Below are 22,822 nucleotides of genomic sequence, written 5' to 3'. Positions count from 1 at the left end.
CCTTCAACGCCTGAGCAGCCCGACAGGCATCCAGCCGATTACCGCCAGAAAGCCGAGGATCATCCACACAACATCCGAAGCGATGGTTCGTCGGGGATAATAGGAAAGATCGAACTTGGCTTTGATCGGAAACAGCGCTTCCCTGTAGAAGGACGACAGGTCTCCTGAGGCAGGGTAGAGAGAGGCTTCGTGACGGAAAAGAACTTGCGTCGGGCCGACCAAGCCGGGTTTATATCTTAGGACCGCCTCGAAGCCGCCATGGAAGCAGTCAGCAAAGGCGAGGCTTTCCGGTCGTGGCCCGACGATGGCCATGTCGCCTCTGAGCACATTCCAGAGTTGCGGCAACTCATCCAGTTTGGTGCTGGCCAAAATGCGCCCGATCTTCGTCAGCCGACGGTCGCCTATGCTGGTCAACGCAGGGCCCTGAGGATCACACAGAACCTCGAATTTGCGGAATTTATAGATATGAAACATGCGGCCCCCTGCACCGAGGCGAGGCTGCCGGAAAAGCACGGGGCGTCCGCCCTCGAGAAATAGCCCAAATGCGATCAGCAACATCAGCGGCGCGAAAACCATCGCGGCCAAGGATGCGGCCACTACATCCATCGCGCGTCTGCCAAAACCATGGCTCACGCCTGACACGACGGGCGGGTGGATGGATAGATCAAACGCGTTCATGCGGCGGTTCCCGCGTGGATGCCGCTGTTGAGCGCGGTCGCCAGCACGTCCACCACGGCTTCAACCGCGGGCGCGGTAATCTGAGGATGCAGCGGAATGGTCAACTCTCGTTCCGCGAAATCCTCGGTGCGCGGCAGATGGGTACCCGGGTAAAGCTCACGGTAGAGGGTCATCTGATGAACGGGCGGGTAATGGACCGTGGTTTGTATGTCCTGCGCCCGCAGTTCATCGACGACATGCTGCCTGTTGACGTAGCGCGGCAAGAGGATCGGCATGATGTGGTAAGCCGAGGCTCGCGGTTCTTCGAACGGTATTGTGATTGCCGGACAACGCAACGCGATGAGGCGCCGGTACAACACGACAAGAATGCGCCGTATCTCATTCCACTCCTGTAGGTTCTGGAGCTGAACCAAACCGATCGCGGCCCGCATTTCGTCCATTCGGTAGTTGAAGCCGAGCATGGTCACATCGTAATGGGCGGTGCGGCTGTTTAGTCGCTGGCGTGTTCCGGTGGTCATGCCGTGCGCGCGAGCCTGGCGAATCCTGTCCAGCAGTTGGGGATCCCGGGCAATTACGGCCCCACCCTCCGCCGTCGTCATGTTCTTGTTGCCATAGAAGCTGAAGGCGGCGCCCGCTCCAAAGGTGCCAACCGCTTTTAGGCCGGGAGCATGTGCCGCATCCTCGATGATCGAGAGCCCGCGTGCGCTGGCGAATGCTTGCCAGGCCTCCTTGTCGGCGAGATAGCCGGCGAAATGGACCAGGATCACGGCCCTGGTGCGAGGGCTGCAACGTGCTTCTGCTTCTTTGAGCGACATCAGAGGGACGTCTGCCGACTCTATGTCGACAAAGACAGGAGTGGCGCCGACATAGAGCACTGCGTTCGCGGTAGCCACGAAGGTCAGCGAAGGAACCAGGACCTCGTCCCCCGGACCGATCCCCAATCCGTGAAGGATAAGATGAAGGGCCGCGGTGCAGGAACTAACCGCTACGCAGTCCTCTGCCTCGTGCATCAAGGCAAACGCCTCTTCGAAGGCCCGGACCCGTTCACCCATCGTCAGCCAACAGCTGTCGATCACTTTCGCCAAAGCCGCTTTTTCTGGCACTCCCAGGACCGGGGAACTTACCAAGAGCATCGTCACCTCCTCGATGATCCTCGCGCCTGGCCGTTACGCTGCCGCGGCGGCGACTTCGATGGACGCCGACCGCTCTTCCCAAGAAACTGTCTGCGCGTTCTGGAAGTCCTCGACGCGTCCGATGTCGAGCCAAAGACCTTCGTGTTTGTAGACATGCACGACGCGTCCAGCCTGAAGCATCTGCAGCATGAGGTCATCGAACCCAAACGGTATACCGGATGGGATGAAGTCGAGGACGTCCGGGTTCATGCAGTAGATGCCCATGCTTACCAAGTGCGACAGTGCAGGCTTCTCGCGGAAGACCTGGACGGTGTTGTCAACCTCGTCGATGACGCCGAAATCCATCTTGGTAAGCCGCAGCGAAGTCGCTATCGTGACGGAGTCCTTGTGCAGGCGGTGCGCCGCGGTAAACCGGCTGATGCTCAGGTCGGTCAGCACATCGCCGTTCAGGACGATAAAGGGCTCATTCAATTCGTCTCTGATCAAGGAAAGCGGCCCGATCGTTCCGAGCGGTTCCATTTCCTGCGTGTAGCGGATCCTCAGATTCCACTGCGAGCCGTCGCCGCACACGCTCCGGATCAGGTGCCCGAGATAGCCGGTGGTGACGTAGACGTCTTCGATTCCGCTACGCCGCAGCCATTTCAACAGCAACTCGAGGACCGGCCGCGCGCCAATTGGCATCAGCGGCTTGGGCAAAACCGATGTAAATGGCCGAAGGCGCGTTCCCATGCCACCGCATTGAATTACCGCTTTCATTCGATCCTCCCTACGCACATGGCCAGAGTTGGCCTTGACGGCTGAAACCGCATCCGGAGCCAAGAGGCGAACCGCCTCATGCCAGCAGGGTTTCAGTTGTCCGAACCTGCGAGAGATTAGGGAGCCAACCGGGATATTGTCGTCGTGCGTTTGAATGGCACGGGCGAATTTCTCTGATCCCTGAACCGTAGGGACGAAACATTTCCGGCGGATCTGACGGGAGTGGTCGAGACGCACAACAGACCAAGGTCCCACTTGAATTGCGATTGAAGGTAAACATTTTCCTAAGACCGAGCTATATTAGCCTACGGTAATCAGCAGGACGGGGTTGTAGGACGTCAGAGTCCACCTTTCTGGACATACTGGCGCTCCTGCAAGACTCGGCCAGGTAGTGCGGGTTGTTAGTGCGTGGGGATGTTTATGTACAAGATCGTCATAGCCGATGATCATGGCCTTTATCGACGTGGCTTGCGTATGGCGCTGACGGCCGGAATCCCTGGCGCCGAAATAATCGAGGCGACCTGTTTTGATGCCGTGGTTGGGCTCCTGGCCGAACATGAAACAATTGATCTTGCGATCCTGGACCTGAACATGCCCGGGCTGCTCAGCCAGGAAGTGCTCGGCGATGTTCTCGCCGCCTATCCCAAAAGCAGGTTTGCGATTGTGTCAGGAAACGATTCACGATCGGAAATTTTGTTGGCCCTTTCGGTTGGCCTCCACGGCTACATCGTAAAATCGCAGCCGGATGAGGAGGTGGTGCTGGCCGTCAAAGAAATCTTGTCAGGTCGCATCTATGTACCAGCCCTCCTGTCGCGAAGCTCTGGCGCAGCCGCGCCTCAGACGCACCGACCTCCCGTGGAGGCTTCACACCAGGCCTTGGCCAACCCAGGTTCACTGGGAAGGCTCACGTCAAGGCAAAAGGAGGTGCTCAAGCTTATGGCCGAAGGTTACTCGAACAAGGAGATCGCCCGCGATCTCGACATCGCCGAGGCCACAACGAAGATCCATGCCGCCGCTATCTTGCGCGAACTGGGAGTCCGAAACCGCACCGAGGTCGCCGTTTTGATGAGGACTTGGCTTGGAACGATCTGAGTTAAGGCTGAATCTCGCTCTGGGATAGGCGTAGCTGGTATCGCAATCCGCCAGCCGACATTTCCAGTTTGGAAGAATGACCGACCAAGGGCGTTCCATCAGCGCCAAGGACGATCGACCCAAAACCTTTCCGCAGAACAGGCTTGGCATCTCGGCCGCCTCGTTCGATCCAGTCGAACACGATGTCGCCGTCCGAGCTCTCGGGTGCAACGCCCCACCTTACCTCCACCTGGCCTCGGGAGTTCCCGAGCACCCCGTGCTTGACCGAATTTGTCGTGAGTTCGTGGACGATCATCGCGAAACTTTCCGCGGCGCCCCCGACGATTCTGACGTGGGGCCCTGTGATCGTTGCTCTGTGTGCCTCGGCGTAGGGGCGAAGCGCATGTGCGACAATATCGCGGATCGAAGATGATAACTCTGCATTGTTGATCAACAGCAGGTGCGTGGATTCGAGCGCCCGAATTCGCTCTAAAAGGTCTCCTCTGTACTTGGAAATATCCTGGTCTGAAGCAGGGATCATTTTCACGACAGCCGTGATCACGGCAAACAAGTTACTGAGCCGGTGCCGCTGTTCAAGTATAAGCCGCTCCTGTCTTCTCACCGCGACCCGCAACAGTGTCGTCTGCCGCCGCTCGGTAAGGTCAGCCGCGATCCCGAACCGCTGATGATAGCGATCGCGGATATCCTCACGGCCGCGCAAGGCAATCCAGCGGAACTGTCCGTCCGACCGCCGAACCCGAACCTCGGCGTCGTAGTTGGCGGTTGCCGCGATCGATTCTGAAGGGACCCCGAGTTTTGGCCAGTCCGCCGTATGAACGATCGCCGACAGCTCGTCCAGGGGACGGGAAGCGGCTGGCGGCAAACCAAGAATTTCCCAAAATTGATCTGAACCGGAGACAATTCTCTCCTTGTAGTCCACGCGCCATGTGCCAAGCCTTCCGGCGAGCAGCGCAAGGTCCAGCCATTCCTTTTGGCCCAAGAGGGCTTCGCTTGCAGCCCTGCGTTCAGTGATATCCTCGAAGACGACAAATATGCCCATCGGCAGTTGTTTCTCCGGACCGGACCAGGAGAGGGTCACGCGAGCCCAGAAAACAGTGCCATCCTTCTTTCTCAAACGCATTTCCAAGCCAAACGACGGCGCCTCGGCGCTTAGACCACGTCCAAGCCTGGCGAACAGATCGCGTTCGTCAGGATGAACGAGTGTTTCGATATGCTGGCCGACGAGCTCTTCCTGTGCGTAGCCGGACATACTGCACATACACATGTTGACCTGCAGCAGCTCACCACGGTCATTTGCGGTCGCAAACCCCAAGGCGGCCCGCTCGAAAGCCCTGCGATATCGCGCTTCGGTCGTCTCGATGGCAGCAAGCCTGTTCTCGGCGACATCGAGCGCGCCCCTCAACTCCTGCCTTGAACGGTGGAAAAGAAAGGCGATCATCCCGCCGGACAGGGCGAGGAGAATGGCCCCGGAAAGATCATCCCCGACCAACTGACCGTTCGCCCCAAGGCGAACTGCCAAGCCGACAGCCACCATGGCAAACGTGGCAGCCATCGCAGGCCAGCGGTCCTCCAGGAAGGCGATGATGACAATCGCCGGGACACATTCCAGAAAGGCCGCACTGCCGCCACCTGTCAGCAACGACTTCATCTCGAGCGAAAGGGTAGCCAGCAGGACGGCCGACGAAACCAGATGTTGTCGTAGCCTGTCCGACAGTACGGGACCGCCTATCCGCAATCTCATCCTGATTACCTACAACTTTTGGCTTAGCCAATGCGGCTTAGAGCCTTTGGTTATCGGACCTAGTGCTGCTGCTCGCTTTCGCGCGCCAAAATGTCAGTCTATCAGAATCATCAGAAGAAAGTTCCAACACTTAGCCCATGCGCTGGCGCCTATCAGGCAGCAAACCGGAAAGTGGTGACGACAATGAACCTGGTCGAACGGCCGACAAGTACTGTTTTCCAAGCGCAACGTGCGATGGCAGCCATGGGGCCTGGCAGCAGGCCGTCTCCCTTGCGCCATGCCCAAAGCCCGGACCGGCAAGTTGAAAGGCCTGCTGCCGGCACCGAGGGTGACCAGCCGCCGCTGCATTCTTTCCCGGGTATGCTTGATCGCCTTGGCTACGGATGTCTCGTGCTGAGCGAAACCAAGAAAGTCCTGAAGTGGAACGCCACCGCGCGCGTCATTCTCAGCGGGTACGGCAGTCAGGTGAACAACGCGGACGGCCTTTCGGGAGCGCTCAGAAGCCTGATCGCGAACGTGCCGTGCCACCTCAATCCCGGATCGTTTGCATGGATTGTGGTCCGCAGCAGCGGAGATCGTCCCGTTGTCATCAACGAGCGCGGCCTCTTCGCAGCCGACAACACGATCGTCGTCGCCCTGTTGGACCGCGAGACGAAATCGGCGCCCAACCCTCAAACCCTGCAGCGAATGTTCGGTTTGACCGGAGCCGAGACACATCTCGCTGTGCGGTTGGCAAAGGGCTACACCCCGTTGGAAATCGCTGAAAGCTGTGCGCTCAGCCGGACGACCATCCGAACCCAGCTCGCATCACTGTTCGCCAAAACTGAAACCAGGCGTCAGGCAGAATTGGTCACGCTTCTCGCACGCGTCTCGGTGTTGCCCTAGTTCCCTGAACATTCGGGGATGATCGTGTCCAGCCTTGCGGCCACCGCAGGGGCGGCTGCCGTGAATCCGTATTCCATAAATCGGTTCGGCGCGTGCCGCGTCCCGTGCGCGGCCTTGAAGGATGCGCGAACGGTGCCCAACAGGCCAGCTCCATCACTGTCTTCGGGTATACCAAGGCCCTAGTACCGGGCGGATCCTGAACAGGTATTCCACGAGGTACTGGCTTGCGATCTTCATCACTGATGGGCGAAGAATTTGCAGCGTGTCGCGGATAGTCACGGGCAAGGACTGGTGATGAAATCTGGCGGGTACGCGTGCAACCCGCAATGCTCGCAAGAGGCTCTCGGGGTCAGGAAGATTCCTTCTGTTTTCGAGCAGCTGCCAATTAAGCTGCTTAACGGCAAGCGTAACTTCGTCCACTTCCGTGTAGCTCTTCGATGTGGTGATGCTCGGATGGTTCGTCGCGTCGTAAAAAATCAGACCCTCATTGATCGCAACCATGTCTCCGTGACCGGCCAAGTCCACGAAGAACAGTTGGTCAACGCCGGCGGGGATCGATTTGTGTGCACGCATTCGGCATCCAGCCTGAAGAACCTTGCTGTTGATCAACAGTGTCGAGGGAATGATGCCGAGGCTCCTCGTCGTCCGGACAAGGTAAAGATCCCTGAGGCATTGCTGGCTCGAATAGACTGAAACGCGGTTTTGCTCCGATGGCGTCGAGCGGAGCATGATCCTGCCGTCTTCCACGATATTGGCTGCACAGGTCATGAATGCGGCCGAGGGATGCTCCTTGGAGACCTCGGCAAATCGCTTGAGCGCGCTGGGCGCGAGCCAGTCGTCGTCATGCAGCAACTTGATCCAGGTGCCGGTGCAAGCCAGCATGGCATTGTTGGTATTCTCGACTTGGCCTCGCCCCCTGCCGTTCTCGACAATCCGGATGCGACCGTCGGCACGCGCATATTCGTCGACGATCCTCCAGGACAGCCCTCCTTGCCCCTCGTCGTCGCTAACCACCAGTTCCCAATTCGCAAAATCCTGCTGGAGGATACTGTCGATTGTCCTTCGAATGGTATCTGGCCTGCGAAAGGTCGGGATGGCCACTGAAATGAACGGCCGGAGTGTCACCAACTCCGCCGACCCCTCATCTTGCGAAGGTCCGACCCCTATTGACAAGGCTGCGGAAGGAAGCGCGTCGCGACTGTCGATCTGCGTCATGTTATCTTTCCTCCAAGGCGATGCACCGGCCGCGAGGCGACGACTCGTCCGGTTGAACACTTCGCTTCAACAGATAGAGAGAGGCTGCTGTCTTGATGAAGAAGCCCCCGGCGCCGCCGGCAGCCATGAGATAGATGACCGTGAGAGGTTCCCAGCCAGCCCTGGCGCCGGCTAGAAGCGGACCAAACACGAGCACCGTCCTTACGGCATCGACAACCAGGCGCACCTCCTGCCGTCGTAGCAGAGCCGGCACATCCTGAAGCGGCGTCGACAAAGCTTGCACCGCGCCCATGAACGCCAGCGCCGTCATGATTTCGGCGGCGGGCAGCCATGGCCGTCCCAGGAGGGGCACGACGAGCTGCGGTGCGGCGAGGCCAAGAGCCAGAATGGGCAGCGAAGTGAGCCCGCCGGCAAGGATCAGCAGGCCTCGTGCGAGGCCGAGCAGGTGCCCGCGGCCGCCGCCCTTATTGGCTTCGGCGACAAAGACATTGCTGAGCGGCGTCGCTATGAGCGTGACGGGGCCGGTGACGAGCCGCGACGCGACGCCCAGATAGCCCGCATAGGCGGTCCCGAACATCGAGCCGACGAGTATCGCCGGAAGGTTGTTGATGGCGAAACTTGCGACGGTTGCCGGGATATCGAACAGTGGAAATTTGTATTCGCGCCTAGCCTTTTCAAAGACCGTTTGCCACGGCGCGCGGGCGACACCGCACACGTCCTCCCAACTGAAAATCCTAACGCCAAGGAACCCAATGAAGATGAACTGGCTAAGAATGTGAGCGTGCACCATCGCCTCTCCTCCGAGATGGACAATGCCGAACATCAGCTGCAACAACGCCATCGTCGCAGGCAAGATCAAGCGGCCGAGCGCGAAGTCGCGTAGCAGGCCGGCACGCAGACTCCAGCAATTCATGGTCTCCACAAGACCTGCGCCTGCCATGCCGATCGGAACCAGCCACACAAGGTCAACAGCTCGGACCGGAACGGTGCTCGACAACACCATCCCCGCCGTCAAGGCAATAACGCCGGTTGCCGACACGGCCAAAAGAATGAGCTTAACCGTGACGTATGCCTGCGCATTGCTCTTGACGCCATACAGCGAGGCCTCAAAGCGCAGTGCCGCGACCGCTCCCAGTATGTTCACGGTCGAAAGATAGATCGTGAACAAGCCGAAATCGGCAGGAGAATAGAGCCTGGCCAACACCGGAATGGTCGCGACAAGAATGAGCTGACCGGCAATCGCCATGGCCGACACACCACCGGCCGCTCGAAGGACCTTGCCGATCGGGCTTTGAGGAAGTCGGATCATGGCGAGCCTTGCTCACGGCGGATGCCGGTCGAATTCATGAGATCCTCTCGCGCAAAAGATCGGCACTGTCGCCAAACCGATACCTGCCGTACCGGGTGAGGTTCACACGGGTGAGGACGCTCGCCACCGGCACCGACAGCGTTCCGTCGCTCAGGAGCTGCTCCACCACCCCGCGCGCGACATGCCGCGAGGTTCTTGCCCAGCGAACCGTAACGAGAACCGCGTCCGCCCAGCTCTTGAGGAACATGGCTTCTGGCCCAGCCAGCCCCGATGGCCCATTTATGATGACGAGGTTGTACGCCGAGTGCAGATCTTCCCTGCACTTGGCGGTGTCGACACGCGCCAAGAGAGCCAGAAGATCTTCCGCAGGTGCCATGGTCGTCAAATCGATACCAATTTCGGGAATGCTGGCGACCGCGTCATCCAAGGCACAACGACTGCTGACGTAATCCGCGAAGGAATGACGAGCCTTGGGTCCGTTGAACTGGCGCAGAAACTCGGCCGTAAGTTGGGAGCCCGCCCGCTGGAGGTCGACCAGAAGAACACGATTGCCCAGACGGGTGGCCGCCAAGGCCAAGCCCCATGCAAGCTCGGTCGCTCCGTCAGCCCGGACGCTTGGCGTGAGCAGGATCGTGTGCGGACCACGACCTCTTGCCTGATTTGGCGCGGCCGCGACCAGCAGCGACGTCACCGCACGGCTGTAGGCCGACCTGGGCTGGCCCAGAACCAGGTCGCGCAGCTGTTTGGCGTGCATCCTGCCCGGTTCGGGCACAAGTCCCACGCACGGTATCCTGAGCACGGCTTCCGCCTCCGTTTCACCGCGCAAGGTGCGATCGAAGCGATTTCGCATGAGGACCAAAACGGCGCCAAGGAGGCCAAACGCAATCATTCCCGGTGGAACCAAAAAAACCGGTGGCAATGTCTGCGGAATCGTCGGCGGCCATGCAACGGAAAGAACCGAGACTCCGGCGGACGGAGCTCCGATGCGCCGCTTCAGGTCCTGCTGGCGGCCGAGAAGTTCGTTGTAGCGTTGTGTCAGGAGGCTGACTTGAGGCTCGAGTGCCCGCAAACCTGCGAGCCGGCTGGCCGTGTCGGCCGCGACCGCATCGAGCACACGCATTCGATTTCCCAGAGCCTCGACCTGGGCACGATAGATATCCGCTTCAGCGACGATATCAGCGATTGCCTTTTCGACCGCGACGGAAAAGGCATTGGCCAGATCCTTGTCCGCTGGCGCCCCGGCCACGCGAGCCGAAAGGTCGGCCAACTCCTGCGTGCCGGCGGCCTCGGCCAGGGTCGCGGCCGCCGCGCCCTGCTTTCGAAGCTCCTGGATACGCTGGAGCCGGGACTCCAGCGCCGCCAGATCCGCTTTGGACATCGATATCTGCTGGCTGAGATCCGCCCTCTCCCCGGCCACCTTGTCAGCCGAGCCTTGATCGACCGCGCCATGGCTCAGCCGATACTCCTCGAGCCGATTGGATGCATCCACCAGTTCATTCTGCAGTTTGGGCAAACTGGCGACGACGGCGTCGAGCTCCTGCATGTCCGACGCCTGACTTTTCTGCGCGAGGTCGTCGACATAGGACTTGGTGAATGTATTGGCCACCAGCGCCGCGCGCGCCGGGTCGTCGTCTGAGAAGCCAACGGAAATGACCCGGGACCGGAGCTCTTGTCCAACCCTTACCCCTTTGCGCAGCGCTTTCACTTCGGCGGCCTCTGCCGCTTGCGGCGCATTCGTTGATACAACATCCCGGGGCCAAAGCCGCTTCAGCAAATCGCCAGCGAAGGAGTGCAATGTCGGCGGATCGGCGAGCGCAGGCCCATGGCTGGAGCTTCCCTTCCCGGCTTGCGTTTGTGCGGTCGCGCTGGCCGGGCTCGGTTGACGCAGCGCTGCAGCGACCCGACGAAGGTGGCTCTCCGACGACAGCATCGTGATGTGATCGTCAATGCTTGAATCGATCATGTCCTGCGCCGAGCCCGGGCTGGCGGGAAGGGCCGCCCTGGCAGGAGCGTCTATGATCAGCTGACTGCTGGCTTCGTACATGATAGGGCGGGTTATTCCCGCCAACGCCGCCAAGATGCCGCCGACAACCGCGAAGAGCAGAATGATCCATTTGCTGCTCGCCAATGTCACCAGCAGTTGGCGAGACGGGGTTGCTGAATTCGGGGCGCTTCTGGGAGGCCGTACGCGGGCCCTGCTTTCAGGAACCGGGGCAGCCACCGGGGTGGCTCGTGGCACTTCAATTCGGCTGATTGCGGAACCCGCCATTTCATACTCCTGCCAGATCGAGTTCACGGGATGAGTTCGACGCCGACGCCTGCCGCTTGGCCTCGTTGCACCAGGCCTGAAACATCAGCACCGACCACAGTTCACGGGAGCGGTCCTGTCCTGCAACGTGATCGCGCCAGCAGGCGTCCACCCTTGTGCTGTCCAGCAAGCCTTCGCGCTGGTTGCGAACATCGGACAGAATATCGGTGGCCCAGCTGCGCAACGGGCCCCGCAGCCAAGCCGCGATCGGCACGTCGAAGCCCTGCTTCGGCCGGTCGATCAGCCGTTGCGGAAGATAACGACGCAGCACATTTCGAAGGATCCACTTGCCTCCGCCGTTGCGAACCTTCATGTCAGCCCGAAGGCGCCAAGCAAATTCGACGACGCGGTGGTCCAACAGGGGACAACGCGCCTCGAGGCTGTTGGCCATGCTGGCTCGATCCAGTTTGACGAGAATGTCACCAGCGAGGTAGCCGGACATGTCGTCGTACAAAAGGCGAGACAGCAGCCCGTCGAGCCGCGGTGCGGAGACTATGGATGCAGGAGTTCCGTGTCGGGTGAGGTTTTCGGCCGATGATCCCGTCAGCCGCCAGTGCAGTTCGTCTTCATCCTTGGCGGCGAGAAGCCAGGCGAAGCGAGTGAGCCGATCGCTGCGCAACGCATGCCGCACATGCGACGGAAGTGGCAGGTTGCCAATGAAATCGTGACGAGCCGCCCTGGACAGCATCCCTGCGCCGGCCGCCAGGGACCTCCGTGCGGTTGCGGGTAGTCCTTGGTACCGTTTCAGCCGGTCCGCCATGAAGTGGCGGCCATAGCCTGCAAAGCACTCGTCTCCGCCGTCCCCCGACAGTGCCACGGTCACGTGCTGGCGGGCCAGCCGCGCCACCAGCAGAGTTGGTATCTGCGATTCGTCGGCAAATGGCTCGTCCCACACCTTTGGCAGTTCGGGGATCGCGTCACGCGCGGCGGCGGGCGAAAGGTGTAGCTCCGTGTGGTCGGTGCCCAGATGACGCGCTACCTCGGCGGCGTAAGGGGCCTCGTCAAAGCCGCTCTCCGCGAAGGCGATGGTGAAAGTGCGCACGGGATTTGGAGATTGAGCCTGCATCAAGGCTGCAACGGTAGAGCTGTCGACGCCTCCCGACAGGAAACCACCCAACGGAACGTCGGCGATCATGCGCTCGCGGACGGCAAGCCGGAGCAGATCATCCAGTTGATTGGTCAGATCGTCGTCACTGCCGGCGATCTGTTGTTCTCGCCCGTTCTTGGCGACTTCGGCCAGCGACCACCAGCGACTTGCGTCCTGCGAAAGGGAAGCGGACCCGCGCCCCTCCGCCACAGTCGCGGCCGTGAGGGTCAGGACCGAGCCGGGTGGCAGCTTGAAGACACCTCGCCAGATGCAACTCTGATCCGGGACCCACCCCTTGGAAAGCATTGCGGTGGCGGCATCCAGGTCAATCTCCGGGGAGTAGCCTGAAAAGCGGCTGATTGCTTTCAGTTCGGAAGCAAAGACCAGCGCATGCCTGGCTGAAGCGATGTAGAGGGGCTTCTTGCCCAACCGATCCCGCGCGAGATGGAGGGTCCTCGTCTTCAGGTCCCACAAGGCGAATGCGAACATGCCAGCAAAGCGCTGGAGTGCGGCCTCGAGGCCCCAGCTCTCGATCGCACACAACATGACTTCGGTGTCGCTGGTGCCGCGGAAATGGTGCCCGGCGCCTTCGAGCTCGAGGCGCAGGTCACGGAAATTATATATCTCGCCGTTGAAGGTGATCGCATACCGACCGCTTGTGGACAGCATGGGCTGTTGCCCCGTTTCCGACAGATCGACGATGGCCAGCCGCCTGTGGCCCAAGGCGATGCCTGCTTCGCGGTCCGTCCAGAGTCCTTCGCCATCCGGACCGCGGTGACGAAGCGCCATCATCATTTGCCCTATCTGATCGAGCGAATTGGGATCGGCAGCATTGGACGCGAGAAGTATCCCGGCTATCCCGCACATCACATCACCTCTGAAGGCTCAAGCTCGCGCCGGAAAACGCTTGGCGTTCCCGCGACGAGGCAGAAAGTCAATGCAAACCACACGATCGGATGACGGATGATGAGGTGCGGTATGCTGAACACGGCCGCGGACGCCACGAGCACCAAAAGCGCGTCGTAGCGGGCACGCCAGGCGGACATGGCCGCCGATCCAACGATCCACAGCAAGGCGATGACCGCGACCAGCCCGCCCTGTAGATAGAGATCGAGAATTGTATTGTGCGCTTCGAATGGCCGCTCCAGAAACTGCATGTCGGCGGTCGGCGGGCGCTCTAGGTGAGGGCCAGGACCGAGGCCGAGCGATGCCGATTGCAGCCCCTTCTGGAGCGCCTCATCCCACAGATAAACCCGAAGTTCGAATGTCTCAGCCGTGGCCTCGCCGCCTCCGTCCTTGGTGAGGCTCTTGGCAAAATTGGCCGCAAAGCTTTCCTCGCTGAGAAGATAGGGGGTCATCGCTATCACCAGGGGGACAGCGCCGACCATCAGCAGAAGTGCGATCTGCCTGGGCAGGCTGGTTCGATTGCCATCGGATGCCAACCACGCCTTCAACCGCAATCCGAGGAAGGCGACGCCACTTACAATCGTGGTGTAGAGATAAGCGTCGCTCCTCGTCAGGCGGCCGACAAAAAAGATGAACACAAGGCTTGAGAGCGCAAGGACCTGACCCCATCGATTGTGAGTCGTGGTTGCAAGGTGCAGCGCCAGCGGACCAAGAAGCGCGCAATAGAGCGCGAGCTGGTTCGGGTTTTCAGACCAGCCGCGGAAGCGGTCCCAATACCAGGGATCGACGCCGGGCTGATGGAGCCAGCCCCACGCGATGGCGAGTTGGATAGCAAATATTGCGTCGGCCAATGCGATTGCCCACCAACCACTGCGTCGAAGACGACGCCCCGCGTCGGGCTCAACACTGGCCAGGCAAGTGATGCTGGCCAACAGCACGTAGGCCAATGTGTCGTGCAGCAACCCTGTCGGGTAGAGCAGGGTGGTCAAGTAGCCGATGATCGTGCCGATCCCCAATGCGAGAGAAAGGAGCAGCCAAAAAGTCGCGAGTTGCGCAAAGGCCGGTGTCGCTTCGACGCGTCCGCCGACCAATATTCGTCCGGCCGACAGCATGATCCAAAGCGCCAGGAGCAGTTCGCCATAGCCGAATGGCATGCCGGGGACGGAGAGCTGCGACGCGGCTGACAGGATGACACCGCCGGCAAGCAACGCGTCGCGCATCATTGCCGCGCCCCGTCCAACCGGCGGTTCGCAATGCCGCTCTCCAGAGGCGATGGAGCAAGCAAGCCGCGAGATTTGGCCCTGAGATTGCTCTTATAGACATCGCAGTACTGGTCGACGATGCCCGGCAGGGCAAAACGCTCCCTGATAAGCGAGGCGGAGCGCTGCCCCATGGCCGCTCCCAAGGTGCGGTCCGACAGTATGTCGACTATCCGGTCCGCAAGCGCGCGAGCATCGCGCGGCGCGACCAGATAACCGTTCCATCCATCTTCGACGACGTCGCTGCAACCGGGCATTCGCGATGCAACTATCGGCAATCCAGCCAGTCCGGCTTCCAGCAAGACGCGCGGAACGCCCTCGCGATATTGCGTTGGGAAGGCGAACAGATCAGCCATGCCAAGCAGACTGGGGACATCATGCCGTTTGCCCAGCACGGTCACATGAGAGGCAAATCGTTGGATTTCGGATTTTGCGACGGCGAATGGTCCTTCCGATTCCCGTGGGCCAACGAGCACGAAACGCGCATGAGGTCTTTTGGAGAGAATGTGCGGAATCGCCTCAAGAAGGGTCGGAACGCCCTTAAGGCGGGTGAGCCGGCCGACAAAAATGACGATCTCGGCCGATTCCAGTCCGAATTCTCGCCGCATTGTCGCTGGTGGCGAGGCAAGACGTCTTGCCACCGCGAATGCATTGACGTCGATGCCAGACCCCTGAATTAGGCGTCCGCTGCCGCGTGGGATCAGCCGATACCGCTCGAAAAAGGCTTGATCGTCGCGGTTTTGGAAGACCGTGGCAGCGGTCCAGAAGGAAGCAATCCATTGCAGACCGCAGAAGGCGGGCCGCATAGCCAAGGCTCGCGCCTCCAGCGATGAGAAGGTCCAGCCCAAGCCGTTGATCGTGCGCACGACCGGGACTTCTCCCCGCACCGCCAGCGGGGTCAGCAAATTGGGTTTCGTATCGAAGCTTTGAACGATGTCGGGGCGAAGTTCCCGCACCAACCTTCGCAATGTTCTGATGGTCCCGGCTTTGCCGCTGCCATTGGCAAAGCGATTGAACTCGTAGCGGCGGTGCGGAATGCCATGCCGTAAAAACAGAGCTTCATCGCCCGTCGAGACCGCGGTGACCCGAAAACCCCGCTCGCGGAGTTCCATCAGAAACGAGATCCTCAGGGCGTGATCCTCGCCGCCGATGCAAACCAGGTGCGGGTTCATACTGCCGCTCCCGAAACCCAGCGGGCCTTCGGCTCCCATAAACGGCTCGAACTTGGATCGTTTCCCATGGCCCGATTTCGTTGCGATTTACACCAGCAATTCAGGCTACGGGCAGGGCTGGCCGTTGTCCTCGTCCGTTCGAATGACGCAACTAGGATCGCGCTTGCGCGCTAACGGCGCAAGGATCAGACCGCGGGCTGTACTGTTTGGATCGAGACGCCGTGCGCTATGGGATTAGCCGCGCGAATGCGCATTCATCGCGAACGGGTGATCGGACTATCAAGACTGCTCATTGGGGCGGGTTGAGGTCGATCCGAGAACGTATATTCATAGGCTCGGCGGCGGCCGTCTTGCTCGAATACCCGGATCCAGCGGACCTCGGAAGCACGAAGCGTGATTTCCCGGTTTGTCGCGAGCTTGGCTGCTCGAAACGGAGTTGGTGCGACTACCTTGTGGGTCACCACGACTTGGCCGGCAAAAATCTCCTCGACTTCGTAGCTTGGCACGTCATCCATCCCCTGCGCGATGGCACCAAACCACGATCAAGGCAGAATGTTCCCGCCGATGTCTCGGACGGCGGCCGTTTCCAGCCAAAATCCAGCCAAAAAGCGGCGTGCGCGCTCACCTCGGCGGAAAACAGATGCGACCTGTGCTGAATAGACGCCGGACGGAGAAGCCGAACCGGCAGGAGCGCTCAGCTCCTGCCGGAACCACAATTGCGTGCGTCAAACCACGAAAAAGGAGCTCGCGCCAAGGGAGAGATGCGGAGCAACCGTCGCAAACTGCGTCTGAGCATGGCCGCCGATTCCGTCACTGTCGAAAGAGAGCGCCCCGGTCGAACTGTTATAGATGACGTGGTCGCTTCCATCATGCGCACCTTTGCCGATGTGGAAGTTCGCGGCCGAAAGGGCGCCCTGCTGAAGTCCGGTGAATACGCTGTGATCAAGTTGGATTTTGTCCTGGGAAACCTTGAAGTCGGTTATCTTGTCGACATTTCCAGAGCCAAGCGCGGTGTTGAACACGAAGACGTCCTTACCGCCAAAGCCCGTCAGCGTATCGGAACCACCCCCGCCATTGATCTTGTTGGCGCCGGCATTTCCTTGGATCGTTTGGCCAAACTCGTTGCCAGTCAGGTTGATTTGCCCCGTTCCCGAAGCCTGCGTGGTCGCAAGTTTCTCGACGGATGAGCCCGCCGAGAGAGCATAACTCACCGAAGCGAACACCGCGTCCTTGCCGTTGCCTAGCTGCTCCACCACCTTGTCATGCACGTTATCGACAAAATAGGTGTCGTTGCCGCCATAGCCTTTCATTGTATCGGCGCCGCCTCGACCATCGATCTTGTTGGCGCCGTAATTGCCATTGATCGCCTGGTCGAACTCGTTGCCCGTCAAGTTGATCGCATGTGTGCCGCCCGTCTTGTCGGTCGAGAGTTGCTCGGCATGCGAACCAGCTGACAATGCGTAGCTGACCGAGGCAACCACTTTGTCGAAGCCGCCGCCTGATGCCTCCATCACCTTATCATGTGCATTGTTGACATAGTAAACGTCGTTCCCGCTGGTCGAATGAAATACATCCGCGCCAGGGCCGCCATGGAAGATGTGATGGGTCGACTGCGTGGGATCCGGGACACTGGGCGTGGTGGGCGTAGGCGTTGTCGGCTCGGAACTCGGAGGCGGTGTCGAAGGACTAGGGCTGGCGACGTTGTGCTGACGAAAAACGGCCTGCAACTCAGGGGAGTTCTCCAGGGCGGTGTCGCCATTCTGCGAACCCCAGGCATACGCATAGTCGAAGGCTGGGGACGGAACCAGCTTTGCCCAGTGATCGATCATCGTTTGCATTTGAGTCGACGTCGGCATGACGTGCTTGCCGCCGGTGTCCGTCTGCCAACCGCCGCCGCCAAATGTCTGATATACAGGAACGATCTTGTCAGCCGGAATGCCTGATTTCACGGCCGCGGCCACGGCTCTGTCGATCATGTTGTAGTCGACGCTGCTTATCCCCGTACGAACCGGGTATGGGTCCAGTCCATAATAATCGATCCCGGTGTTGGCGGGGTTATAGGTGTTGGAAAAGTCGGGATTGGTGGACGACCCCATATTCATCATGGTGATGAAGGTCTTGGCGCCCGGAAAATGGGAGTGGATCCAGTCGGATTCAGCCTTCAGATTTGCCGCACTGGCGTAGGTGCCCCATCTGCCGGTAGGGTCCGGCTCGTCCATCAGGAAAAATCCAAACACTTTTGAATTGTTGAGGAAGGGCGTGACTTTTTCGATGAACGAAGAGGTCACCCCGTCATGAGCGCTTAGATAGACAAGCCCCTTCATTCCGCTGGGCAGCTCATTGACTTGGGAAAGATACTGAACGTCCGCCAGGTTAAATCCGGCGCCCGCAACTTCGGCAGCTGAACCGCCTGATGCATAATGGAGAGTCGCCATGCGTTTTCCTTCTTGTTTGGCAACACCCCGCCCTGGATGGGGGGTTAGACCGAAAGCTACGTTAGATGAAAATCACATACCAACATCTTTGAACGAAGTTGTTGATCGCTGTGGAGATGGCCACATTGGCGGGTAGATGCAATTCACTGTAAAGTCAGTGACTTGCAGCAAGATTTGTGCGTTTTCCACTGGCGGCCGCCTGCACAGTTCTCCACTGTTTTCACAGGCACCCCTCTCCCCACCGCGACTCCCGGCCACGATTTCGCTTCATTTTGCATAAAGTTCGCCCTATGTTAGCTAGCCATCATGTCGGGGGGCGCATGTGATATGGTGGAATCAGAGAAGGTTACCCCATCGGATGAACAAAGCAAGACACGCGACAACGTCGCGTCATAGCAATAAGCTATGAATAAAGAAGCACAAAGCGCCTCACCGCTACGCCCCGCAATACTGGACTGTCTGCCTGGAATAGCTGGCATCGGACTCTTTTCCGCAATGATAAACATCCTTGCGTTGACCGGATCCGTTTACATGCTACAGGTCTATGATCGCGTCCTGCCGTCGCAAAGCGTTCCGACCTTGGTCGGGTTTACCATCGGAATGCTAGGCCTCTACGCGGCCTACGGTCTGCTCGATTTCGTGCGGCTTCGTCTGCTGGTCCGAATCGCCAGTCGATTCTACTGCGGTTTGCAGCAGAGAGCGTTCGCGATTTCGTTGCTTCTTCCGCTCAGGGCCGGTCGAGATGCGGACCGGGTACTTCCGTTGCGGGACCTCGATCAGTTGCGCGGATTCCTTTCAGGAACGGGGCCGACCGTTCTTTTCGACGCGCCGTGGATCCCGTTTTATCTGCTCATTATCTACATGTTGCATCCGTCGCTCGGCGTGCTTGCGACCCTCGGTTCCGTTGCCGTCGTCGTGCTGACCATCGTGGCTGAGATCATCAGCCGCCGCCCTGCGGCGCTGGCGTCTGAAGCAATCCTGACACAGCGCGCGCTTGCTGATTCCGGCCGTCGGAACGCCGAGGTGGTCCACGCGATGGGCCTCTCAGAACGGCTGGCGGGGCGCTGGGGGGAAGTCACTCATGCTTATCTCTCCTATCAGGAGCGGCTCTCCGACATCGTGGGCGGAATCAGCTCGCTGTCGAAGGCGCTTAGGATGGTGCTGCAATCTTCGGTGCTAGGGCTCGGCGCGTATCTCGTCATCGGAGGCGAAGCATCTCCTGGCGTGATCATCGCGTCGTCGATATTGCTGGGTCGCGCGCTAGCTCCGGTCGATGCGGCGATCGCGAACTGGCGGGGTTTCCTTTCCACCCGGCAGAGCTACTCCCAGTTGAAAGCGGCGCTCCGTGCGTTCGAGAGTCCGATCGAATCCATGAAGTTGCCGCCGCCAGAGGCGCGCCTGGCGGTCGATAATTTGGCGGTAGCGCCTCCGGGTATACCAAGACCGACGCTCATCGATGTAAGCTTCCAGCTTTCGAGCGGCGCGGGAATGGCGGTTATCGGCCCAAGCGGCTCGGGAAAGACCACATTGGTGCGCGCGCTGGTGGGAGTTTGGAGCCCTCTGCACGGCACGGTACGGCTGGACGGGGCCTCTCTCGACCAATGGGACGCGCAACGGCTCGGCGCCCACATTGGCTATCTGCCGCAGGATGTTGAACTGTTCGACGGGACGGTGGCGGACAATATTTCGAGATTTGGCGGCAAGAGCGACCCCCAGGGCGTGCTGGCCGCGGCGAAAGCCGCGGGCGTCCACTCGATGATCATGCATCTGCCGGCAGGCTTCCAGACGCGCATCGGCGAGGGAGGAAGAGCGCTGTCGGCAGGGCAGAGGCAGCTTATCGGCCTTGCCCGGGCGCTCTACGGCAACCCGTTCCTGGTCGTGCTGGACGAGCCAAACTCAAATCTCGACGTTGAAGGTGACGCCGCCCTGGCCGGAGCCATCATGGCTGTCCGGAAGCGTGGGGGTATCGTGATCGTTGTTGCACATAGGCCGTCTGCCCTCACCAACATCGATCAGGTCATGGTCCTGGCGGATGGCAGGCTGCGCACCTTCGGCTCGCGCGAGGAAGTGCTTGCCGGCATGCGGCGGCCGCCCTCGCCTGCCGCGCAACGTCCATCTTCGATCGCGCCGATCCACTCGGGAGTGACCGGACATGCGTGACGTCTTGCCCCGCGTACTTGCGTTCATGCCGACACTTGCCCGGTTCGGAACTCGAGACCAGCCTGTCGAAACCGACTTGCCCAAGGCGCCAGGCAGCATCCCCGCGCCAGGGACCCTTTGGCCAAGCATGACGCTGGGGCTCGTTGTGACCGGCCTGCTGGTGGTCGGCGGCGGAGCATGGCTTGGCTTGACCAAGATAGCTGGCGCCGTGATCGCGCCCGCCACGGTGGTGGTCGAAAGCAACATCAAGAAGGTCCAACACCAGACCGGCGGCACGATCGGGGGCATCTTTGCGCAAGACGGCGACCACGTTCGGGCCGGTGACATATTGGTCCGGTTGGACGGCACGCTTCCACGGGCCAATCTGCAGATCATCAGCGAAGATCTTGACCGCACCACGGTGCGGCTTGCGCGACTGGAGGCCGAACGCGGCGGTTTGCGTGAAATGCAGCTTCCAGCCGGCCTTGAGGCCGGGATGCGAAAGCCGGAGCTGGCTGCCCTTGTCAGCGGCGAGCGCGCGCTGTTCGAAACCCGTGCCTCGGCATTGGCCGGGCAGAAGGCGCTCCTGTCGAGCCAAACAAAGCAACTCGAGCGTCAGATCGATGGCCTGAAGGCCCAGCAGGTCGCAGCCGATGAATCAGTGGCGCTGCTGAGCACTGACCTTACGGATGTCGATGCCCTCTATTCGAAGAAACTGGTGTCCAAAGAGAGGATTAGCAACGTCAGGCTGGATGCGACGCGAGCCAAGGGCGAGTCGGGGCGACTGGCAGCCGCGGTAGCAGAGGCACAGGCCAAGATCAGCGAGATCGAGTTGCAGATCCTGCAGCTCGACGAGCAACGCCGAAGCGATGTGACCGGTGAACTGCGCGAGACTGAAGCCAAGCGCACCGAACTCAACGAACGCAGGATCGTAGCGCGAGACGAACTGACCAAAACCGAGATCCGCGCTCCGCAATCCGGCACAGTTCAGCAGTCCTCCGTTCACACTGTCGGCGGCGTGGTCGCCCCGGGCGAACTGCTGATGACGATCATTCCCGAGGCCGACAACCTTGTCGTGGACGCGTTGATCCCTCCTTCCCGCATAGACGACGTCAACCCGGGACAGAGCGTTTCTATCCGGTTTCCAGCTTTCGATGCTGGGACTACCCCTGTTTGCAACGGCTCCGTCAAGTACATCTCGGCGGACCTGATCAAAGATCCGCAACGCCAGCTTTCGTACTTTTCGGCCCGTATCAAGGTCGACAGTCAGTCGGAGTGCTTGAAGGAAGCCAGGCAACTCAGACCGGGCATGCCCGCGGAAGTCCACATCCGCACGGATGAACGCAATGTCTGGTCGTACATGCTGAAACCTCTCACGGACCAGATTTCCAGGGCTTTCCGCTAAGCAGGCCTGGAATTCGCATGCCGGCGGTCCAGCCCGAGAGCCATGGGCTGGACATATCATGCGTCCGCAGGATGCCGGCTTCACAGCGCAACCTATAATGCCTTCTGATGAAGGTATTGGTCACCGGCGCTGCCGGCTTCATAGGCTATCATGTCGCCAGGCGGCTCCTGGAGCGCGGTGACGAGGTTGTCGGCATCGACAGCATCAACGATTACTACGACCCGCAAATCAAGCGGGCGCGGCTGCGGCTCCTGGACGAGGCGAGCCGCAAGACCAATGCCGGCTATCATTTCATCCACGGCGATCTCGCCGACAGGGGCGTGGTCGACGGCTGCTTTACCGACCATGCCTTCGACCGGGTGATCCATCTCGCCGCCCAGGCCGGTGTGCGCTACAGCCTGGAAAACCCGCGCGCCTATGTCGAGAGCAACATTATCGCCTATACCAACATGCTCGAGGCCTGCCGCGGCAGCCGTGTCGGGCACCTGACCTATGCCAGCACCTCGAGCGTCTACGGCGCCAACACCGACATGCCGTTTTCCGAGCATCGGCCGGCCGACCATCCGCTGCAGTTCTACGCCGCCACCAAGCGCGCCAACGAACTGATGGCGCACAGCTACAGCCACCTGTTCGGCCTGCCGACCACGGGGCTGCGCTTCTTCACCGTGTACGGCCCCTGGGGACGCCCTGACATGGCGCTGTTCCTGTTCACCAGGAGCATCCTGGCCGGTGAGCCGATCAAGCTGTTCAACAACGGCAACCACACGCGCGACTTCACCTATGTCGAGGACATCGCCGAGGGCGTGATCCGTGCCAGCGACAGCCCCGCTGCGGCCAACCCGGCCTGGGATTCCGGCCGTCCGGATCCGGCGACCAGCAGCGCGCCCTGGCGCATCTTCAACATCGGCAACAACAATCCGGTGAAGCTGACCGCCTATGTCGAGGCACTGGAAAACGCGCTCGGTCGCAAGGCCGTGATCGAGCTGCTGCCGCTGCAGGCCGGCGACGTGCCCGACACCTTCGCCGACACTTCGGCGCTGCAGGCGGCCGTCGGCTATCGCCCCCGCACCTCCGTCACCGAGGGGGTAGGGCGGTTCGTCGAGTGGTACCAGGATTTCTACAGCTGACGAGTCGGGGCTGCTCGGTCCGGGCCGCGGCCGACGATTTGAGAGCGGAGCGTAACCAAAGCCACGCGCGGATCAGGTGTCGTGGCAGGTAAGGATACCGTCATTCTTCTAACCGATTGCGTCATACGAATTCACCGCCACCGGCCGCTCACGGGCTAGTCGGCTCAGCTTGCCT

The 22,822-nt window shown here is 60.4% G+C and carries 16 protein-coding genes; 5 read left to right on the top strand and 11 right to left on the bottom strand.

Annotated features, from left to right (window positions below; all coding sequences use genetic code 11):
- Positions 1 to 3: 3 nt before the first annotated feature.
- The 3 genes from AC3CB8_RS11920 to AC3CB8_RS11910 are packed head-to-tail and all read right to left on the bottom strand — an operon-like array spanning position 4 to position 2,567.
- Positions 4 to 678 carry a sugar transferase gene (locus tag AC3CB8_RS11920; RefSeq protein WP_023771451.1) on the bottom strand — a complete coding sequence of 225 codons (675 nt, stop codon included), beginning with the start codon at positions 676 to 678 and terminating at the stop codon, positions 4 to 6.
- Entirely contained in the window at positions 675 to 1,811 is a 1,137-nt protein-coding gene (locus AC3CB8_RS11915) for a DegT/DnrJ/EryC1/StrS family aminotransferase (protein ID WP_023782492.1), read from the bottom strand. The genes AC3CB8_RS11920 and AC3CB8_RS11915 overlap by 4 nt, the downstream gene beginning before the upstream one ends.
- Positions 1,812 to 1,844: 33 nt before the next feature.
- Positions 1,845 to 2,567: a nucleotidyltransferase family protein gene (locus tag AC3CB8_RS11910; protein ID WP_023771453.1), complete on the bottom strand. Its 723-nt coding sequence runs from the start codon at positions 2,565 to 2,567 to the stop codon at positions 1,845 to 1,847.
- Positions 2,568 to 2,987: 420 nt separating this feature from the next.
- Between AC3CB8_RS11910 and AC3CB8_RS11905 the strand changes: the two genes are divergently transcribed.
- Complete coding sequence (locus AC3CB8_RS11905) at positions 2,988 to 3,659, top strand: LuxR C-terminal-related transcriptional regulator (RefSeq protein WP_023771454.1); 672 nt, start codon at positions 2,988 to 2,990, stop codon at positions 3,657 to 3,659.
- A gap of 1 nt (position 3,660) precedes the next feature.
- Here the strand turns inward: AC3CB8_RS11905 and AC3CB8_RS11900 are convergent, their stop codons facing one another.
- Positions 3,661 to 5,400 carry a PAS domain S-box protein gene (locus AC3CB8_RS11900; RefSeq protein ID WP_023771455.1) on the bottom strand — a complete coding sequence of 580 codons (1,740 nt, stop codon included), beginning with the start codon at positions 5,398 to 5,400 and terminating at the stop codon, positions 3,661 to 3,663.
- Between the two features lie 183 nt (positions 5,401 to 5,583).
- Between AC3CB8_RS11900 and AC3CB8_RS11895 the strand changes: the two genes are divergently transcribed.
- Positions 5,584 to 6,285 carry a helix-turn-helix transcriptional regulator gene (locus AC3CB8_RS11895; RefSeq protein WP_352594989.1) on the top strand — a complete coding sequence of 234 codons (702 nt, stop codon included), beginning with the start codon at positions 5,584 to 5,586 and terminating at the stop codon, positions 6,283 to 6,285.
- Between the two features lie 153 nt (positions 6,286 to 6,438).
- On the opposite strand, the gene AC3CB8_RS11890 is transcribed toward AC3CB8_RS11895, so the two are convergent.
- The 7 genes from AC3CB8_RS11890 to AC3CB8_RS11860 form a co-directional block, all read right to left on the bottom strand.
- On the bottom strand, positions 6,439 to 7,500 hold the full coding sequence (locus AC3CB8_RS11890; RefSeq protein ID WP_023771457.1) for a glycosyltransferase family 2 protein: 1,062 nt from the start codon (positions 7,498 to 7,500) through the stop codon (positions 6,439 to 6,441).
- A gap of 1 nt (position 7,501) precedes the next feature.
- A complete protein-coding gene (locus AC3CB8_RS11885) occupies positions 7,502 to 8,809 on the bottom strand; it encodes a lipopolysaccharide biosynthesis protein (protein ID WP_023794771.1) in 1,308 nt (435 codons plus the stop codon).
- Between the two features lie 34 nt (positions 8,810 to 8,843).
- The gene (locus tag AC3CB8_RS11880; RefSeq protein WP_352615758.1) at positions 8,844 to 10,943 is read right to left on the bottom strand and encodes a GumC family protein; all 2,100 of its coding nucleotides are present in this window, start codon (positions 10,941 to 10,943) and stop codon (positions 8,844 to 8,846) included.
- Positions 10,944 to 11,079: 136 nt separating this feature from the next.
- Complete coding sequence (gene asnB / locus AC3CB8_RS11875; protein ID WP_023794773.1) at positions 11,080 to 13,071, bottom strand: asparagine synthase (glutamine-hydrolyzing); 1,992 nt, start codon at positions 13,069 to 13,071, stop codon at positions 11,080 to 11,082.
- On the bottom strand, positions 13,071 to 14,333 hold the full coding sequence (locus tag AC3CB8_RS11870) for an O-antigen ligase family protein (protein ID WP_352562822.1): 1,263 nt from the start codon (positions 14,331 to 14,333) through the stop codon (positions 13,071 to 13,073). The genes asnB and AC3CB8_RS11870 overlap by 1 nt, the downstream gene beginning before the upstream one ends.
- Complete coding sequence (locus tag AC3CB8_RS11865; protein WP_023782498.1) at positions 14,330 to 15,541, bottom strand: glycosyltransferase; 1,212 nt, start codon at positions 15,539 to 15,541, stop codon at positions 14,330 to 14,332. Before AC3CB8_RS11865 ends, AC3CB8_RS11870 begins: the two co-directional genes overlap by 4 nt.
- Before the next feature lie 725 nt (positions 15,542 to 16,266).
- The gene (locus tag AC3CB8_RS11860) at positions 16,267 to 17,976 is read right to left on the bottom strand and encodes a calcium-binding protein (RefSeq protein WP_352562821.1); all 1,710 of its coding nucleotides are present in this window, start codon (positions 17,974 to 17,976) and stop codon (positions 16,267 to 16,269) included.
- A 405-nt stretch (positions 17,977 to 18,381) separates the two neighbouring features.
- Between AC3CB8_RS11860 and AC3CB8_RS11855 the strand changes: the two genes are divergently transcribed.
- The 3 genes from AC3CB8_RS11855 to AC3CB8_RS11845 all read left to right on the top strand — a co-directional run bounded on the left by AC3CB8_RS11855 (position 18,382) and on the right by AC3CB8_RS11845 (position 22,647).
- Positions 18,382 to 20,136, top strand: a complete 1,755-nt coding sequence (locus tag AC3CB8_RS11855; RefSeq protein ID WP_352562820.1) for a type I secretion system permease/ATPase — start codon at positions 18,382 to 18,384, stop codon at positions 20,134 to 20,136.
- Positions 20,129 to 21,520 (top strand): HlyD family type I secretion periplasmic adaptor subunit, encoded by a 1,392-nt coding sequence (locus AC3CB8_RS11850; RefSeq protein WP_031240605.1) that lies wholly within the window; start codon positions 20,129 to 20,131, stop codon positions 21,518 to 21,520. The genes AC3CB8_RS11855 and AC3CB8_RS11850 overlap by 8 nt, the downstream gene beginning before the upstream one ends.
- Before the next feature lie 107 nt (positions 21,521 to 21,627).
- Positions 21,628 to 22,647 (top strand): NAD-dependent epimerase, encoded by a 1,020-nt coding sequence (locus tag AC3CB8_RS11845; protein ID WP_352594987.1) that lies wholly within the window; start codon positions 21,628 to 21,630, stop codon positions 22,645 to 22,647.
- Positions 22,648 to 22,822: the final 175 nt, after the last annotated feature.

Source organism: Mesorhizobium sp. P160927 (genome assembly GCF_057766385.1).
Note: the sequence above shows the minus strand (reverse complement) of the source record. Positions and strands in the feature narration are given on the sequence as shown.